This window comes from Pseudomonas sp. Z3-8 (assembly GCF_051131975.1).
Classification (GTDB): Bacteria; Pseudomonadota; Gammaproteobacteria; order Pseudomonadales; family Pseudomonadaceae; genus Aquipseudomonas.
Genome location: NZ_CP071643.1, coordinates 3,200,689 through 3,218,154, shown reverse-complemented (window position 1 = coordinate 3,218,154; position 17,466 = coordinate 3,200,689). Strand labels below are relative to the sequence as shown.

The following is a 17,466-nucleotide window of genomic DNA, read 5'->3' as shown; positions in this document are numbered from 1 at the left end:
GCGAGGGAGCTTGCTCCCGCTCGGTTGCGTAGCGACCGCAAGATTTCAGGGCCGCTTCGCAGCCCAGCGGGAGCAAGCTCCCTCGCCACAGAGTCAAAAGCACAGAGCCCGGAGCCCATAGCCGAGGGGGAGCATAGGGTCCATAGGTCCGCGGGATTGCGACGAGCTTTAAAGGATCGGCTTGCCCCCGGTCACCGCATACCGCGAGCCGGAAATGTAGCTGGACTCATCCGAGGCCAGCAGCACGAAGATCGGCGCCACTTCCACGGGCTGGCCGGGGCGCCCCAGTGGTGTCTGCGAACCGAAGTTCTGCACTTCTTCCTCGGGCATGGTGGCAACGATCAGCGGTGTCCAGATCGGCCCTGGCGCGACGCTGTTCACCCGGATGCCCTTGGGCCCGAGCATCTGCGCCAGGCCGCCGGTGAAGTTGGCGATGGCGCCTTTGGTCGTGGCATAGGCCAGCAACGTCGGCTTGGGCATGTCCGAGTTGACCGAGGTGGTGTTGATGATCGATCCGCCGGCCTTCATGTGCGGTACCGCGGCCTGGCAGATCCTGAACATTGCGGTGATGTTGATATCGAACGTGCGCACCCATTCTTCGTCCGGAATCTCTTCCAGGGTTTCGTGAGTCATCTGGAACGCGGCGTTGTTGACGAGGACGTCGATGCGGCCGAAGCGCGCCACGGTTTCATCGACGACCTTGCGGCATTGGGCCTTGTCCGCCAGGTCGCCGGGCAGCAACAGGCATTGCCGGCCGGCCTGTTCGACCCAGCGAGCGGTCTCCTTGGCATCCTCGTGCTCGTTCAGGTAGGAAATGGCCACGTCAGCGCCTTCGCGGGCGAAGGCAATGGCTACCGCGCGCCCGATGCCGCTGTCGGCGCCGGTGATCAGGGCAATCTTGTTCGCCAGGCGACCGGAACCCTTGTAGCTTTGTTCACCGCAGTCCGGATACGGGTCCATTTTCTGCTGGCTGCCGGGGACGGGCTGGCTTTGTTTGGGGAAGGGTGGGGTTGGGTAATCGGCCATTTTCGTTCTCCATGGCAGGTGGTTGCGATGGAGGGTGGACTGTGGCGTTTCAGGCAGAGTTCGGTCGGATTTTCCCATCGGTCGATGAGCGTGACCGCTAGCGTTTCGTCGAGCGGGCCCAAGGTCGGCTGAACGGCGACGCGGGCGTACTCTCCAATGCAAACAACGCTTCATAAGGAGAAGGGCATGTTCAGTCACATTCAGATTGGTGCGCGGGATCTACCGAAAATGGTCGCGTTCTACGATGCCGTCCTGGGGTGCCTGGGGTTGGTGCGCATGGACAGCGAAGACGACTCGGGCCCGCCCGGGGAAGGCTGGCATCAACCCGGCAGGCATTGGCCGCAGGTGTTCGTCCAGGTGCCGATCAATGGCCTGCCCGCAACCTGGGGCAATGGCATGCAAGTGAGCTTCGCCGCCGATTCGCCGCAGACCGTGCGAGCCGCCTGGGACATGGCCCTGGCGATGGGCGGTTTCGACGAAGGCGCGCCGGGCCCGAGGCCCCAGTATTCTAAGGATTACTTCGGGGCCTATTGCCGGGACCCGGAGGGCAATAAGTTGTGCTTTGTGCATACGCCGGATATGTATGATTGACCCGATCTTGAGGTGATCTGCTCCTGGGGTGATCCGCTCGTGAGGTCATCCGCTCTTGAGATGATCCGCTGTTGTGGCGAGGGAGCTTGCTCCCGCTGGGCCGGTCCGACGCTTCGGGCGTAGCAGCCCCAAAATCTTGCGGTCGCTACGCAACCGAGCGGGAGCAAGCTCCCTCGCCACGGGGGGGTCTGCTCAGCCTCGGGCCTTCAGGCTCCGCTCCATCCGCGCAAGACCTTCCTCCAGCAACGCCCTCGGGCAACCGAAGTTCAGCCGCACGAATTGCCCGGCATCATCGCCAAAATCCATCCCTGCGCTCAAGCCGACCTTGGCTTCCTTCAGGAAAAACGCTTGCGGATCGTCCAGCCCCAGCGCGGAGCAATCCAGCCAAGCCAGGTAGGTCCCCTGGGGCACGGTCATGGTCACGCCCGGCAAGCGGTTCTTCACCGCGTCGACCAGGTAATCCCGGTTGGCTTGCAGGTAGGCCTTCAATGCCTCAAGCCACGGACCCGCTTCGCTGTAGGCGGCACGAGTCGCCTCCAGGCCCAGGGCATTGACGCTGTCGACCATGCCCGCCCTGGCGCTGTTGACCCGCTCGCGCAGCCTGGCGTTCTGGATGATCGCAAAGGAGGTTTTCAGCCCCGCGATGTTGTAGGCCTTGCTGGCCGACATCAGCGTGATGGTGCGCTCGGCAATCTCCGCGCCGAGGCTGGCGGTGGGGATGTGCACGCGGCCATCGAAGCACAGTTCGGCATGGATCTCGTCGGAAATGATCCAGGCGTCCTGCTCGATACAAATGTCCGCCACGGCCTTGAGTTCATCGCGCCCGAACACCTTGCCCAGCGGGTTGTGTGGATTGCTCAGCAGCAGCGCGCCGCCGCCCTGCAAGGCGTCGCGCAATGCGCCCAGGGGCGTGTGGAACTCTCCGTCGAGCGGGGTGAAGGGCAGCTCCACCTTGTTCAGGTTCCAATGGCCCGGCGCATGACGCAGCGGCGGGTAGTTGGGCACCTGCACCACAACGTTCTGCTGCGGCTCGACCAACGCATGCAAAGCCATGTTGAAACCTGGCTCGACCCCCGGCAGGAACAGGATCTGCTGGGGCTCGACGCGCCAGCCATACTTGCTCCAGAGATCGGCGACGATGGCGGCGCGCAGGCTGTCCTGGGCCACGCTGTAGCCCAGCATCGGATGCTCCAGGCGCTTGTGCAGCGCATCGATCACCATTGGCGGGGCGGCAAAATCCATGTCGGCCACCCACATCGGCAGTACCTCGGCCGGGTAACGGCTCCATTTGGTGCTGCCGGTGCCTTGGCGTTCGAACACCTGGTCGAAATCGAAAGTCATGGTGGTTCCATCAGTCAGGGATACAGAATCGGGCCATCATAAAGCAAAGAGGCTGTACAAAAAGATTGGTAGCTAATTGCCATTAATTTGTTGCAATGCGCTACAGTTTCGTTCCGAGACGTCGATACGCCGCCGACGGACGCCCCGTTCATGACAAGGACAGCCCAGATGAAATCGCCCCTGCGCTTTAACGATCACTACCGCAAAGCCGATCGCATCATGCTCGGGCTGCTCTGGCTCACGCTCCTTTATTCGCTGGGCCTGGCATTTCTTCATTCGACCTTCACTCAGGCGCTGCTGATCGGCGCACCAACGTGCCTGCTGGCTACGCTGCTCTACCGGGGCATCGGCGGCACCCGTGCGATGCGCTGCATCATCGCCATGGCGCTGATGGTCATGGCCGCGCTGCACATCAACCAGACCCGAGGCGTGATCGAGTTCCACTTCGGCATCTTCGTGCTGCTGGCGGTGTTGACGTTCTATCGCGACTGGCTGCCGATCGTCGTGGCCGCCGGTACCATCGCCGTTCACCACGTCGGGTTTCATTGGCTCCAGCATCAGGGCTACCCGGTGTTCGTGATGGATGCCCACGGCGGGTGGACGATGATTTTTGTGCATGCCTTTTATGTTGTCGTCGAAAGCGTGATTCTGATCTACCTGGCGAACCAGAGCCTGGCTGATGCAACGGACAACCAGGACGTGCTCGACAAGGTGCTGGCCGCCGCCGCGCAGTTGAGTCGTGACACCGACACACAACGCAGCCAGGGCGTGAAAGTCTCATCCGGCGAGCGTTTCGACCATTTCCTCCTGCAAGTGACCAACCTGGTGGACGGTGTGGTGCGCGACACCCGTGACCTGTCGGACCTCGGCCAAGACCTGTCCCAAGTCGGCCAGACCCTGGAAAACGGTGCCCGGCACCAGTTGGACGAAGTGGCGCAGATGAGCGGCGCGATCGGCCAGCTGATGCAGGCCATGGAGAGTATTACCGGCCACGTCGGCCAGACGCTGCAACGCGCCGGGCAGGCCAACGAGCAAGTCAACCGGGGGCGCACCACGGTTGACCAGACCCGGGAAGAAATTCTCGAACTGGCGGGACGGATCAACCTGACCAATGAAACCGTGCAACTGCTGGCCGAGCAGGCGCAGCAGATCGGCCAGGTACTGGACGTGATCAACAGCATCGCCGAACAGACCAACCTGCTGGCCCTCAATGCGGCCATCGAGGCGGCCCGGGCCGGCGAGCAGGGGCGTGGGTTCGCCGTGGTGGCCGACGAGGTCCGGACGCTGTCCCAACGGACCTCGACTTCCACCACGGAAATCCAGCAGATTATCGCCAAGCTGCAACAGGGCAGCCGTCAGGCTGCGATCGCCATGCAAGACAGCCGTGAAGGGGTCGAGCGTTGCGTGTCCGCCAGCCAGCAGGCCTCGCAACTGTTGCATGCCGTCGTCGAAGACATCGCCGTGATCAACCATTTCAACGACCTGATCGCCAGCACGACCCAGCAACAGTGCGCGGCGTCGATGGGTATCAATGAGCGCTTGCAAACGGTCCAGGCCGTGGCCGAGCGCAACGCCGACAACATCGGCGTGCTGACCCGCAGCAGCCAATGCCTGCCGCCTTTGGCGGAGCGGCTGGCGGCGCTGGGGCAGGCGTTTCATGGGACCGACCGGCAGCTTCAGCGAAAATAGCCTCGATACAAATGTATCGCTGTGTATCCAGCCCCGCCGTCGATACGAACTGATTCCTTCAAGCCCGTTGCTGACACACCCGGGATACCTCGCCGGCGTCAAATGAGCCCATCGAGACAGCACAAGCCGTCTCAGGACCTCACTCAAACGCCGGAGACATCGCCATGTACCTGAAGAACCTCAGCCTCGCTTCACTGTTTGCCGTCCTCAGCCTCGGCGCCCTGACCGCCAACGCCCAGGACAGCGTCAAGCCACACACCTACATGTATGGCGATCACCTGGACATCGCCAAGGTGCTGTCGGTCAAGCAAGGGGCGGGCTCGGGCTGCGGCGTCGTCGAATCGCGCATGACCTATCTGGACTCCACCGGGACGATCCGGGCGCTGGACTACAGCGCTCTGGCCCAGGGGTGCGACCAGGATAATTGATCGCCGATCACCGCTAACTGTGGCGAGGGAGCTTGCTCCCGCTCGGTTGCGCAGCGACCGCAAAACTTGGGGCCGCTACGCAGCCCAGCGGGAGCAAGCTCCCTCGCCACGGGCTGTCACTTGCTGGCGGTTACGCCAGGTTGAACGGCAACTGCCGCAGCGGTTTGCCCGTCAGGCTGGCAATTGCATTGGCAAACGCCGGGGCGAGGGCGGGCAGGCCGGGTTCGCCCATGCCGGTTGGCGGTTCGGCGCTGGGAACGATGTGCACGGCGATCTGTGGCATGTCGGTGATGCGCGGCACGCTGAAGTCGGCGAAGTTGCTCTGCTGCACGACACCGTCTTTCAGCGTGACGGCACCGCCCGGCAGGCACATCGACAGGCCCATCAGGGCCGCGCCTTGAACCTGGGCTTCGACGCTCCGCGGATTGACCACCAGGTTGCAATGGACCCCGGCGGTCACGTTGTGCAGCACCGCACGCCCATCCTGCACCGAGGCCTCCACCACATAAGCCACCACCGAACTGAACGACTCGTGGACCGCCACGCCCCAGGCCTGGCCGGCGGGCAGTTGACGCTTGCCGTATTCGCTCTTGTCCACCGCCAGTTGCAGCGCGGCGCGATGGCGTGGGCTTTGATCGCCGAACAGGTTCATGCGATACGCCACCGGGTCCTGTTTCGTCGCGCGGGCGATTTCGTCGATCAGCGTTTCCATCACAAAGGCCGTATGGGTGGAACCCACGCTGCGCCACCACAACACCGGCACGTTGAGCTTGGGATGATGCACGGACAATCGCATCGGCAGCGGGTAGGGATCGCGCATGCCTTCGGTCGCGGTGGGGTCGATGCCATTTTTCATCTGCCCACCGAACAGCGTGCCGGTGAGGATGGATTGCCCGACCAGAGCGTGGTCCCAGGCCAGGACTTTGCCGCTGTCGTCAAAACCGATGCGCGCACGGTGCAGGTGCATCGGGCGGTAGTAGCCACCCTTGATGTCATCTTCTCGACTCCACAGCGTGCGCACCGGCGCATCGATGCCGGCAGCACGGGCGGCCTTGGCCACTTCACAAGCCTGCACGACGAAATCGTTGCTGGGCACACCACGCCGGCCGAAGCCGCCGCCCGCCGTCTGTACATTGACCTGGACTTGCTCGGGCTTGAGATTCAGCACCTTGGCCGCCGCCGCACCATCGCCGCCGGGGAATTGCGTGCCGACCCACAACTGGGCGCGACCTTCGGACAACTGGACGGTGCAGTTCAGCGGTTCCATGGGCGCGTGGGCCAGGTAAGGGAAAATGAACTCGGCCTCCAGCTGATGCGGCGCCGTGGCGAGTGGTTTCATGTCGGCATCAAAGTGGACCAGGCCGGGCTTGCCGGCCAGTTCCCGGTACTGAGCCAGCTGTTTTTCCGTGTCCACTTTCTCGACTTTGGCCACCTCCCACTCGACTTTAAGCGCATCGCGCCCCAGCTTCGCCGGCCAGTAACCGTCGGCAACCACCGCAACGCCTTCGGCGCCGCCGTCCAGCGGCACGCGCAAAACCGCTTTCACGCCTTTGGTCGCCCGTGCGGCGCTGTCGTCCAGGGACGCGATCCGGGCACCGAACACCGGTGGCCGGGCGACCACGGCGGTCAGTTGCCCCGGTAGATTCACATCAATGCCGAAATCCTGCTGGCCGCTGCTCTTGGCCTTCGCATCGAGGCGGGTGGTGGCCTGGCCGATGATGCGAAAATCCTTCGGATCCTTGAGCGTGACCTTCTCCGGAACGGGCAATGCCATGGCCGCTTCGGCGAGCTCGCCGTAACTGGCCTTGCGGCCGCCAGGCCCCAACACCGTGCCGTTTTGCGTGGTCAGGCTCGCCGCATCGACGTTCCAGCGCGCGGCGGCAGCGCTGAGCAGCATGGCGCGGGCGCGGGCGCCCAGTTCGCGGTATTGCGTGTAGCTGTTCTTGATCGAATTGGAGCCACCGGTGAGGTGAATGCCAAACGCCGGGTCCATGTAGGCCGAGTCGTTGCTGCCGTTACGCGTGCGCACCAGGCTCCAGTCGGCGTCGAGCTCTTCGGCGAGGATCATCGGCAGGCCGGTCTGGACACCCTGGCCGAACTCCAGGCGGTTGATCGTTACGGTGACTTCGCCATTCGGCGCGATCTGCACGAAGGCCGAAGGTTGTTGAGTCGGCTTGAGCGCGCCGTCGCCAGCGCCGTTGGCCTGTTGCCCCAAGGCCAGGTGAGGAAACGCGCCCAAGGCCAGGCCGCCGATACCGACGATCTTGAGAAAGCTGCGCCGGGGCAGGGTGGCGGGGCCGTCGTTGTCGTCGCGTTCAAGCAGGTGCTGCAAGGCGCGCGGAAGCTCGTTGGGAAAAATCTCGTTCAGCATGGCGAGCTCCTGTCAGGCGAGGGTCTTGGCGGCATCGGCCACCGCGGCGCGAATGCGGGCGTAGGTGCCGCAGCGGCAGATATTGCCGGCCATGGCCGAGTCGATCTCGGCTGGCGTGGGTTGCTTGCCCTTTGGCTGCGCCTTGAGGAACGCCGTGGCGCTCATGATCTGGCCGCTCTGGCAGTAACCGCATTGCGCCACGTCATGTTTGACCCAGGCGTCATGCACGGCACTGCCCACCGGGTCGCTGCCGTCGGTGGCCGCCTCGATGGTGGTGATCTTCTTGCCAAGCGCCGCGGCCACCGGGGTCACGCAGGAGCGAATGGCCTGGCCGTCCAGGTGGACGGTACAGGCGCCACACAGGGCTGCGCCGCAGCCGAACTTGGTGCCGGTCATGCCCAGCGTGTCGCGCAGGGCCCAGAGAATCGGGGTGCCGGGATCTACGTCAACCGTGTGTTCACGGCCATTGATATTGAGGGCGCTCATAGTCGGACCAGCTCCAGATGGTTTGGCACCGATTACTATAGAAAGCATCGGCGGGGAAAGCTTGCACGATCCGGTCCGATGATTGCCCAATCTTGCAAATCCACCGTCCTTTCGTTTGAAACGCCCACGCCAAGATGTATGCCGGCCATACCCCCGTATGGTATCGAGCGCGCTGCGCCGCGATGCACACTCGTTCTCCAGGTGATCAGCTGTTTCGTATTGAACAGCGCGATCGCCTCATCGAAAACAGGAGAGCGAGCATGACTATGGTTCTGCAACAGACTGCGCAGAAAGACCCGACAAACCTGAGCAGGTCAGCGACCGAGGAACTGGTGCCTTCGCGCTATGCGCTCAAGGTCGGCGACATCGATGTGCTGGTGGTCAGCGATGGCGTGCTGCCGCTGCCGACCTCGACCATGTCGACCAATGCCGACCCTGCCGCCCGTGCCACCTGGTTCAAGGATATGTACCTCGGCCCGGATGCGTTCGATTGGGCGTTGAACGTGCTGGTGGTGCGCAGCGGCGAGCAGACGTTGCTGGTCGATGCCGGACTGGGCGGGCAGTTCCCCGGTTTCCCGCGTGCCGGGCAGTTCCCCCGGCGATTGGAGGCTGCCGGGATCGAGCTGTCGTCCATCACCGATGTGGTGATCACCCACATGCACATGGACCACATCGGCGGACTGCTTGTCGAGGATGTGAAAAACCGCTTGAGTCCCGACGTGCGGATCCACGTCTGCGCGACCGAAGTCGCGTTCTGGGCGGCGCCGGATTTCTCGCGCACCGACATGCCCGCGCCGGTCCCGGACGTGCTGCGGACAACCGCCCGGCAGTTCATGGACGTCTACCGCGACAGATTGCAGACCTTTGAACAGGCGCACGAAGTCGCGCCGGGCGTCGTGGTCAAGCGCACTGGTGGGCATACCCCGGGGCACAGCGTGGTTTACGTGACATCCGGCAACGAAAAGCTGACGTTTGCCGGCGATGCCCTGTTTCCGGTGGCCTTCGACCATCCCGACTGGCAAAACGGCTTCGAGCACGATCCGGAAGAGGCCGTGCGCGTTCGCGTACGTTTGCTGCGAGAGGCTGCCGCGAGTGGCGAATGGTTCGTCGCGACCCACCTGTCGTTTCCCTCCGTGGGGCGCGTGGCGGTGGACGGGGACGCGTTTCGTTGGGTGGCGGGCTCCTGGGATTATTGATCGGCGGCTATCCCGGCATTCGACAGCCGCAGATTTCAGGGTTCACATGGAACCCTGTGGGAGCGAGCTTGCTCGCGAAGGGGCCCGTCCATTCAGCCTCTTCATCGGCAGACACACCGCCATCGCGAGCAAGCTCGCTCCCACACTAGATCCTCGACAGTCGCAGATTTCAGGACTCACATGGAACCCTGTGGGAGCGAGCCTGCTCGCGAAGAGGCCAGTAAATTCAACATTCTCATCGACTGATATACCGCCTTCGCGAGCAGGCTCGCTCCCACACTGGATCCTCGACAGCCGCAGATTTCAGGATTCACCTAGAGCCCCTGTGGGAGCGAGCCTGCTCGCGAAGAGGCTAGTAATTCAACATTCTCATCGACTGATATACCGCCTTCGCGAGCAGGCTCGCTCCCACACTGGATCCTCGACAGCCGCAGATTTCAGGATTCACATGGAGCCCCTGTGGGAGCGAGCTTGCTCGCGAAGAGGCCAGTAAATTCAACATTTTCATCGACTGATATACCGCCTTCGCGAGCAGGCTCGCTCCCACACTGGATCCTCGACAGCCGCAGATTTCACGGCACATAAAGACCCCTTGTGGGAGCGAGCCTGCTCGCGAAGGGGCCAGTCCATTCAACCTTTTCATCGGCAGACACACCGCCTTCGCGAGCAGGCTCGCTCCCACACTGGACCCCCGACAGCCGCAGATTTCAGGATTCACATGGAACCCTGTGGGAGCGAGCTTGCTCGCGAAGAGGCCAGTAAATTCAACATTTTCATCGACTGATATACCGCCTTCGCGAGCAGGCTCGCTCCCACATTGGATCCCCGATAGCCGAAGATTTCAGGACTCACATGGAACCCTGTGGGAGCGAGCTTGCTCGCGAAGGGGCCAGTAAATTCAACATTTTCATCGACTGATATACCGCTATCGCGAGCAGGCTCGCTCCCACACTGGACCCTCGGCAGCCGCAGATTTCACGGTTCAGCGAGACAAAAAAAACGACAACCCGGGCTCCGCTCTTTGTGCAATCAAGCTCCACCCGTGGGCCCGGGCAATTTCCTGGCAGATCGTCAGGCCCAGCCCGGCGCCATGATCGCGGCGATGAGCTCCGCGCCAGAAACGGGTGAATATCTGCACCATTTGCTCCTGCGTCACGCCAGGGCCCCAGTCGCGCACAGTCAGCGCATCGCCGCTGAGCTCCAACAATACTTGCGTACCACGAGGCGCGTGCTGAATGGCATTTTCCAGGAGGTTTTTCAGCAGGGTAAACAAGGCGCTGCGGTCGGCCTGCCAGGGCGCCGCCACAGCCGTCGGGCCAGCCAGGACGAGGCGCACATCGGCCGCGTCGGCCATGCGTTGCAGATAACCTGCCGCTTGCCGCGCAACCTCCATGACATCCACGGCGGCGAAGCTGTAGTTATGCGCCTCGCTGGTCTCGGCCAGCAGCAACAGTTGCTGGACCTGCCGCGTCATGTGCTCGGCATCGTTGAGCAGCGAGTCGCGGCCCTTGTCTGGCGCCATCAGTTCGAGCTGTGCGCGGATCAGCGCCAGCGGCGTCTTCAGTTCGTGCGCGGCGGTTGCGAGAAATTCCTGCTGGACCCGGTAGCCGTGTTCCAGGCGCTCAAGCGCGCTGTTGAAGCTGGTCACCAGCGGCGCTACCTCGGACGGCACGGTTTTGACATCCAGCCGTGAGTGCAGGGAGCGAGGGGAGATGGCGGCCGCCGACTCCGAGACCTCGCGCAGCGGTTTGAGCGTGTAGCCCAGCGTGAAATAGGCGCAGGTGCCAAAGACGAAGAGCAGCACCAGGCTGAACAGGACGATCCCGGCGCCCATGAAAGGCCAGGCAAAGCCCTTGTGCAGCAGGTCCATCAGGCGTTCGCTGACCGCGAATTGCAGGTACAAGGTGTGGTCGACCTGCTCCACCGGAGCGGTCGCGGCGTACATCGTGATGCCTTTGCGCTCGAACTTGAAGCGCCCCTGTTCCGCGGGGCGAACCGTTGCGGCCGAAGCCCAGAAAGCCTCGTCAGTGGAAGCCAGGAGGACGTTTGCCTCTGAATCCAGCACCCGATAGCCGATTTCCTCGCCCAGGCTGTTGAAGGTCCAGACGCGATCGCCCTCGCTGTTGTCGAACCCGGTGGGTCGGCCCGCCGCGTCGAACTGCAGCTTGCCGGCCAGCTCATGGGTGCGCTCGGCGACGTCGGTGGTCAGCAGGATATCGCTCTTGGACGTGATGAGCGCGAACGCGCCCAGTGCAATCAGAAGGATGCTCAAGCCCACGCCCGCGACGTAGGCGACCAGTACCTTGAAGCTTATGCTATTGCGCCAGATCGTCTTGCCGAAGGGCATAACCCAGGCCTCTGAGGTTGACTATCCGTTGGTGGGAACCGATCGCCAGCAGCTTGCGGCGAATCCGATGCAGGGCCACGTCCAGGGCGTTCGGCGTCACGGCTTCACTCAGGCCCCATGCCGCCGCCTCGATGGCGCTGCGCCGGACGATTTCGCCAGGTTTGCGCAGCAGCAACAGCATGATCTGCATCTCCGCCGGCGCTAGCGGAATGCTACCTTCGACGCTGCACATGAGGCCTGTGTCGGGCTGCACACTGAGGTCGCCATGGGAAGGCGCCAACGAACGCCGCTCTGCGGGGCGACGCAGCAGGGCTCGCACGCGCGCGACCATCTCGTCCATGGCGAACGGCTTGGGCAGGTAATCATCCGCCCCGGCGTCGAGGCCTTCGATCCGGTCATGCAGCGCGTCACGCGCGGTCAGGACCAGGCACGGCAGGCCCAGCCCGGCGTTACGCAAACGCGCCAGCAACAACAGCCCATCGCCATCCGGCAGGCCGCGATCAAGCACCAGCGCCTGGTAAGGCACTTGCTGGATTGCCGCCCACGCCGCGTCGATGCGGCTGATCACATCGACGGCGATGCCGGCGCTCGCCAGGCCTTTGCACACCAGTTGCGCGAGGCGTTCGTGGTCCTCGACCAGCAGGATGCGGCTCATCAGAAACGGTACAGGTAGCCGAACAGCACGCTGTTCTCGCTGGACTGGTCGACCAGCGGGCTGTCCTTGATTTCATTGGCAAGGCTCGTCGCCTTGAGGTCCAGGAACACGGAGTGATGGTCATCGAACATATAGTTTCCACGTACGCCAAATTCGGTGTTGATGCCGGACTTGCCATCATAGGCCGCCCGATCGATGCGAGCTTCATTTTCCCGAACGCCAAAGTAGTAATCGATGTATTTTTCGTCCTGCCAGATGGCCGCCAGCCGTGGCGTCAGCATGATGTGTTCGCCGATCCGCCAGGATCGCTCCAGGCCCAGGGTGAAACGCTGGCCCTTGCTGTTGCCCGAAACGTCGCCCAGCCACTCGGCGCTGACATCGGCCAGGTCATTGCGCCATTCAACCTTGGCACCCGCCCAGAATCCGCCTTTGCGATCGCTCATGCCCTCCAGGATTCGTGCGTCGTCGTCATCGTAGCCACTGAAATCGTATTCGCCGACGAGGCTGAAATCGATCTGCTGGGTGTCGCTGATCTCCAGGCCCGGCAGCTTGATTTCGGCGGTGGGGCCGAAGACACGAAGGTATTCATTCTCGAAATAGATCAGCGGCAGGACCTCGCTGTCACGGTCGATGCCTTCGTACGGCTGTTGGCTGCTGACCGCACCCACGCCGAGCCCCCAGGCGGAGCCTTCAGGCTGGTCGGCACTGGCCGCCATCGACGCGCACACGCCCAGCACGAACGCCGTGCCGGCGGTGGTCAACCGGATCGCAATTGCAGTTTTCGAAATGGACAGGGGCATGGAAGTCTCCGGATCAATGGGATGAAAGCGTCCCTATCGTTGAGAACTTCTTCTTACTGAACACTTACGGTTCGGCCTGGGTAAGCGCCTTTTTGCCGGTAAGACTTGCGCAAGGTTTCCTGGCGGATAGTTGCCGCCTCAAGCAAAGCGGCTTCTTGCGCAGGAGTACGAACCCTATGAAAAGAAAAACACGGCATGTCGTGCTGTTTGTCGTGACCATGGCCTGCGCCATCGCCGTCGGGATGATTGCTGTTTCGCCCGGCCCTCGCCAGGCCGAGGTCGAGGTGCCCGCCAGGCCGGCATTGACGGTGGCCGTCACCCGACTGCAATCGTCCATGTTGCCGATCCGTATCCAGGCGAACGGCAACATTGTCGCCTGGCAGGAAGCCAGTGTCGGCACCGAGGCCGATGGCCTGCGGTTGGCCGAGGTCATGGTCAACGTGGGCGATGTCGTCCGGCGCGGCCAGGTACTTGCCACGTTCAGCGCCGAGACGATGGCCGCTGAACTCGCCCAGCGTCGCGCCGCCACCGCCGAAGCGCAAGCGACGCTTGCCGAGGCGCGAGCCAATGCGCAGCGCGCCCGTCAATTGCAGTCGAGCGGGGCGCTGTCGAAGCAGGAGGTTCATCAACAGCTGACGGCCGAACGCACGGCTCAGGCGCGGCTGGAGGCGGGCAGGGCGCTCGAGCGTATCCAGCACCTGCGTCTGGCCCAGACCCAGGTCCTGGCCCCCGACGACGGGGTGATTTCGGCGCGCAGTGCCACGGTGGGCGCGGTACTGCCCGCTGGCCAGGAGCTGTTTCGCTTGATTCGCAACGGACGGCTCGAATGGCGCGCCGAAGTCGCGGCCCCCGACCTTGTCAGATTCAGCCCCAGCCAGCTCGCGCAGGTAACTCCGGTCAATGGCGGGACGATAGAGGGCCGGGTGCGCAGGGTTGCGCCGACGGTCGACCTGCAGACTCGCAACGGCCTGGTCTATGTCGATTTGCCCGCGGGCACGGCGGCGCGTGCCGGGATGTTTGCCCGTGGCGAGTTCGAAGTGGCCGCCGAGCGGATGAAGACGCTGCCCCAGAGCGCGGTGCTGCAGCGTGACGGCTTCGATTACGTGCTGCAGGTAGGACCGCACTTGAAGGTGAGCCAGGTCAAGGTGACGGTCGGCCGCCGCGTTGGCGACCGTATCGAGATAACCGCGGGTATCGACGCTGGCGCCGCAGTGGTCGAAACCGGAGGCGGTTTTCTTGCTGAGGGTGACCTCGTCCGGGTTGTCCAGGCGCGCACCGACCCAATGAACAACCCCCCAGCACGCGGGAGCGCGCAATGAGCCTCAACTTGTCGTCCTGGTCGATCCGCAATCCGACGCCTTCGGTCCTGTTGTTCATCCTGCTGACCTTCGCTGGCTTGATGGGCTTCTGGAAGATGAAGGTGCAGAACTTCCCTGACGTCGATCTGCCTATGGTCAGCGTGTCGGCCGAGCTGCCCGGGGCTTCGCCCGCGCAACTGGAAAATGACGTGGCCCGCAAGCTCGAGGACTCGCTCGCAACCGTGCAAGGCGTCAAGCATATCCAGAGCATCCTGACCGACGGAAACGCCGCTATCTCGATCGAGTTCCACCTCGACAAGCCCACGCAGGAAGCGCTTGATGACGTGCGTGATGCGGTCTCCCGGGTCCGGGCCGACCTGCCCGCCGACTTGCGCGACCCGGTGGTCCGCAAGATCGAACTCGCCGGTTCGCCGATCCTGACCTACACGGTTTCGGCCAAGCGGATGGACGACGAAGCGCTGTCCTGGTTTGTCGATAATAACGTCAGCAAGGCCTTGCTGGCGGTGCCTGGCGTGGGGGCCGTCACTCGGGTCGGTGGGGTGGCCCGGGAAATCCGCATCGACCTCGATCCCGCGCGTCTGTTGGCGCTGAACACCTCGGCCCTGGACGTCTCCCGCCAGCTGCGCCTGATCCAGCAAGAGGCATCGGGCGGACGTGTGGACCTTGGCGGCGCCGAGCAGACGGTGCGCACCCTCGCCACGGTGCAGTCGGCCGCGGAAATCGCCTTGCTTGACGTGACCTTGAGCGACGGCCGGCGTGTCCGGCTCGACCAGCTGGCCACGGTCTCCGATACCGTCGGCGAACCCCGCTCGGCGGCGTTCCTCGACGGTAAGCCAGTGGTCGGCTTTGAAATCACCCGGGCCAGAGGGGCCGGGGAAATCGAGGTGGATGAAGGCGTACGCGCCGCCCTGGAGTCGCTCAAGACCCGTCATCCCGAAATCACCGTCACCCAGGCTTTCAACTTCGTCGACCCAGTGATCGAGAATTACCGGGGCTCCATGCACCTGCTTTATGAAGGCGCGGCGCTCGCGGTGCTGGTGGTATTCCTGTTTCTGCCGGATTGGCGCGCGACCTTCGTTTCGGCCGTCGCGTTGCCGCTGTCGGCGATACCGACGTTCGCCGTGATGCACTGGATGGGGTTCACCCTCAACACCGTGACGTTATTATCGCTGTCACTGGTCATCGGCGTGCTGGTGGACGACGCCATCGTCGAGGTCGAAAACATCGGGCGCCATTTGCAGATGGGCAAGAAACCTTATCAAGCCGCCATGGATGCTTCCGATGAAATCGGCCTGGCGGTGGTCGCCACGGCATTCACGCTGGTCGCGGTGTTCCTGCCCACGGCTTTCATGAGCGGTACGGTTGGTAAGTTCTTCGTTCAGTTTGGCTGGACGGCCGCAACCGCAGTGTTTTTCTCCCTCGTCGTCGCCCGCTTGCTGACGCCCATGATGGCGGCCTACCTGATGCGCGCGCCGAAAAGGCCGGCCCGGGATGCCCCAGGGTGGATAAACCGCTACCTGTCCTGGGCGCGCTGGTGCCTGCGCCATCGCGTGGTGACCACCCTCGGCGCGGTGGCTTTTTTCGCCGGGGGGCTGATGCTCGCCACCGTTTTGCCGGGCACCTTCATCCCGCCGGATGACGACTGGCAGACCCAGGTCACCCTCACGCTTGCGCCAGGCAGCAAACTGGGCGACACGTTGGCGTTGGCTGAGCAAGCGCGACAGATAGTCACGCAAAATCAGCACGTCAGAAAGGTCTACACCGCGGTGGGGGATGGCAGCGCCGGCGCGGACCTGATCGAACCGGCCGGCAGTGATGTCGCGAATGTCCGCACGGCGGTGCTGACGCTTAACCTGACGCACCGCAACGAGCGTCCCGGACTGACCCGGCAGCAGCTCGAAAACCAGCTGCGCGAAGCGCTCGCCGTGTTGCCTGGCGCGCGTATCAAGGTCGGTATGGGAGAGTCGGAAAGCTACGTGCTGGTGCTCGCGGGTGAGGACGCTAGCTTGCTCACTCGGCATGCGCAGCAGGTGGAACGAGAGCTGCGTAGCGTGCCAGGCGTGGGGGCGGTGATCTCGACCGCCAGCCTGATGCGCCCCGAACTGGTGGTTCGGCCGGATTTCGCCAGGGCCGCCGACATGGGCGTGACCGCGAGCGCGATTGCCGACACGCTCCGCGTGGCCACCCTGGGAGATTACGACCAGGAGCTTGCCAAGCTCAATTTCAGCGACCGCCAGGTGCCTATCGTTGTGCGGCTGAGCGACACCGCCCGCGCGGACTTCGAGACGCTGAAACGTCTGCCGGTGCCCGGTGCGCGTGGTCCGGTAGCGCTGGAAAACCTGGCGACGCTGGAGATCACCAGTGGCCCGGCGCAAATCGAACGGTTCGACCGGATGCGCAATGTCAACATCGAGATCGAGACGAACGGCCAACCGCTGGGCGACATCGAGCAGGCTGTTCTGGCCTTGCCAGGCTTGCAGAATCTGCCGCCAGGCCTGGTGCGAACATCGGTAGGCGATGCCGAGGCCATGGGCGAACTGGCTTCCGGATTCGGCGTGGCGATGTTGACCGGAGTGTTATGCATCTACATGGTCCTGGTGCTGTTGCTCAAGGATTTCCTGCAACCGCTGACGATCCTCGCCGCCCTGGTGCTCTCGGTGCCTGGGGCCTTCGTGGCGCTGTTCGTGACGGGCTCGACATTGTCCATGCCCTCGATGATCGGCCTGATCATGCTGATGGGCATCGCGACGAAAAATTCGATCCTGCTGGTCGACTACATCATCCTCGCGCGTCGACGCGACGGCCTGAGCCGCCAGGAAGCGATCCTCGACGCCTGCGGCAAACGCGCTCGGCCGATTGTCATGACGACAATCGCGATGGGCGCAGGCATGATGCCAATCGCCCTGGGTCTGGGGGCCGACCCGAGCTTTCGCGCACCGATGGCCATCGTCCTGATTGGCGGGCTTGTCACGTCAACGCTGTTGAGCCTGCTGGTCATACCCGTGGTGTTTTCCTATGTGGACGATGGGGCGCAGTGGTTGTACAAACGCACCGGTAACGTTTCTCGCAGCGAAGCGCTGGAGTGATCAATTGATGATGTCAGCAAAAATCAGGAATGTGCCGTCGCCTTGGCGCCGGCTCATGCTGGGAGTCGTCGCGACCTTGGCATGCCTTGTAACGGCGGCAGGCTGCGCGCGGCAACCCAGCGCGGCCGATG

General features: G+C 63.4%; 13 protein-coding genes. 6 read left to right on the top strand and 7 right to left on the bottom strand.

Annotated features, from left to right (window positions below; translation table 11 throughout):
- Nucleotides 1-168 precede the first annotated feature (168 nt).
- Entirely contained in the window at nucleotides 169-1,026 is an 858-nt protein-coding gene (locus J3P94_RS14705; protein ID WP_434568527.1) for an SDR family oxidoreductase, read from the bottom strand.
- A gap of 186 nt (nucleotides 1,027-1,212) precedes the next feature.
- Between J3P94_RS14705 and J3P94_RS14700 the strand changes: the two genes are divergently transcribed.
- Nucleotides 1,213-1,617 (top strand): VOC family protein, encoded by a 405-nt coding sequence (locus J3P94_RS14700; protein WP_434568526.1) that lies wholly within the window; start codon nucleotides 1,213-1,215, stop codon nucleotides 1,615-1,617.
- Between the two features lie 192 nt (nucleotides 1,618-1,809).
- Here the strand turns inward: J3P94_RS14700 and J3P94_RS14695 are convergent, their stop codons facing one another.
- Entirely contained in the window at nucleotides 1,810-2,958 is a 1,149-nt protein-coding gene (locus J3P94_RS14695; RefSeq protein ID WP_434568525.1) for a MalY/PatB family protein, read from the bottom strand.
- Nucleotides 2,959-3,126: 168 nt separating this feature from the next.
- On the opposite strand from J3P94_RS14695, the gene J3P94_RS14690 reads away from it, so the two are divergent.
- Nucleotides 3,127-4,647, top strand: a complete 1,521-nt coding sequence (locus tag J3P94_RS14690; protein WP_434568524.1) for a methyl-accepting chemotaxis protein — start codon at nucleotides 3,127-3,129, stop codon at nucleotides 4,645-4,647.
- A gap of 164 nt (nucleotides 4,648-4,811) precedes the next feature.
- Nucleotides 4,812-5,075 carry a DUF2790 domain-containing protein gene (locus tag J3P94_RS14685; RefSeq protein ID WP_434568523.1) on the top strand — a complete coding sequence of 88 codons (264 nt, stop codon included), beginning with the start codon at nucleotides 4,812-4,814 and terminating at the stop codon, nucleotides 5,073-5,075.
- Between the two features lie 130 nt (nucleotides 5,076-5,205).
- Here the strand turns inward: J3P94_RS14685 and J3P94_RS14680 are convergent, their stop codons facing one another.
- Nucleotides 5,206-7,446: a molybdopterin cofactor-binding domain-containing protein gene (locus tag J3P94_RS14680; protein WP_434568522.1), complete on the bottom strand. Its 2,241-nt coding sequence runs from the start codon at nucleotides 7,444-7,446 to the stop codon at nucleotides 5,206-5,208.
- Nucleotides 7,447-7,458: 12 nt separating this feature from the next.
- Entirely contained in the window at nucleotides 7,459-7,932 is a 474-nt protein-coding gene (locus J3P94_RS14675) for a (2Fe-2S)-binding protein (RefSeq protein WP_305494711.1), read from the bottom strand.
- Between the two features lie 260 nt (nucleotides 7,933-8,192).
- On the opposite strand from J3P94_RS14675, the gene J3P94_RS14670 reads away from it, so the two are divergent.
- Nucleotides 8,193-9,128: an MBL fold metallo-hydrolase gene (locus tag J3P94_RS14670; RefSeq protein WP_434568521.1), complete on the top strand. Its 936-nt coding sequence runs from the start codon at nucleotides 8,193-8,195 to the stop codon at nucleotides 9,126-9,128.
- A 982-nt stretch (nucleotides 9,129-10,110) separates the two neighbouring features.
- Here J3P94_RS14670 and J3P94_RS14665 read toward each other — a convergent pair.
- The 3 genes from J3P94_RS14665 to J3P94_RS14655 are packed head-to-tail and all read right to left on the bottom strand — an operon-like array spanning nucleotide 10,111 to nucleotide 12,930.
- A complete protein-coding gene (locus J3P94_RS14665) occupies nucleotides 10,111-11,475 on the bottom strand; it encodes a sensor histidine kinase (RefSeq protein WP_434568520.1) in 1,365 nt (454 codons plus the stop codon).
- The gene (locus J3P94_RS14660) at nucleotides 11,444-12,130 is read right to left on the bottom strand and encodes a response regulator transcription factor (RefSeq protein WP_434568519.1); all 687 of its coding nucleotides are present in this window, start codon (nucleotides 12,128-12,130) and stop codon (nucleotides 11,444-11,446) included. The genes J3P94_RS14665 and J3P94_RS14660 overlap by 32 nt, the downstream gene beginning before the upstream one ends.
- Nucleotides 12,130-12,930: a MipA/OmpV family protein gene (locus J3P94_RS14655; protein WP_434568518.1), complete on the bottom strand. Its 801-nt coding sequence runs from the start codon at nucleotides 12,928-12,930 to the stop codon at nucleotides 12,130-12,132. The genes J3P94_RS14660 and J3P94_RS14655 overlap by 1 nt, the downstream gene beginning before the upstream one ends.
- Nucleotides 12,931-13,106: 176 nt before the next feature.
- Between J3P94_RS14655 and J3P94_RS14650 the strand changes: the two genes are divergently transcribed.
- Together J3P94_RS14650 and J3P94_RS14645 are read left to right on the top strand one after the other, a co-directional pair.
- Nucleotides 13,107-14,249: an efflux RND transporter periplasmic adaptor subunit gene (locus J3P94_RS14650; protein ID WP_434568517.1), complete on the top strand. Its 1,143-nt coding sequence runs from the start codon at nucleotides 13,107-13,109 to the stop codon at nucleotides 14,247-14,249.
- Complete coding sequence (locus tag J3P94_RS14645) at nucleotides 14,246-17,335, top strand: efflux RND transporter permease subunit (protein ID WP_434568516.1); 3,090 nt, start codon at nucleotides 14,246-14,248, stop codon at nucleotides 17,333-17,335. Before J3P94_RS14650 ends, J3P94_RS14645 begins: the two co-directional genes overlap by 4 nt.
- Nucleotides 17,336-17,466: the final 131 nt, after the last annotated feature.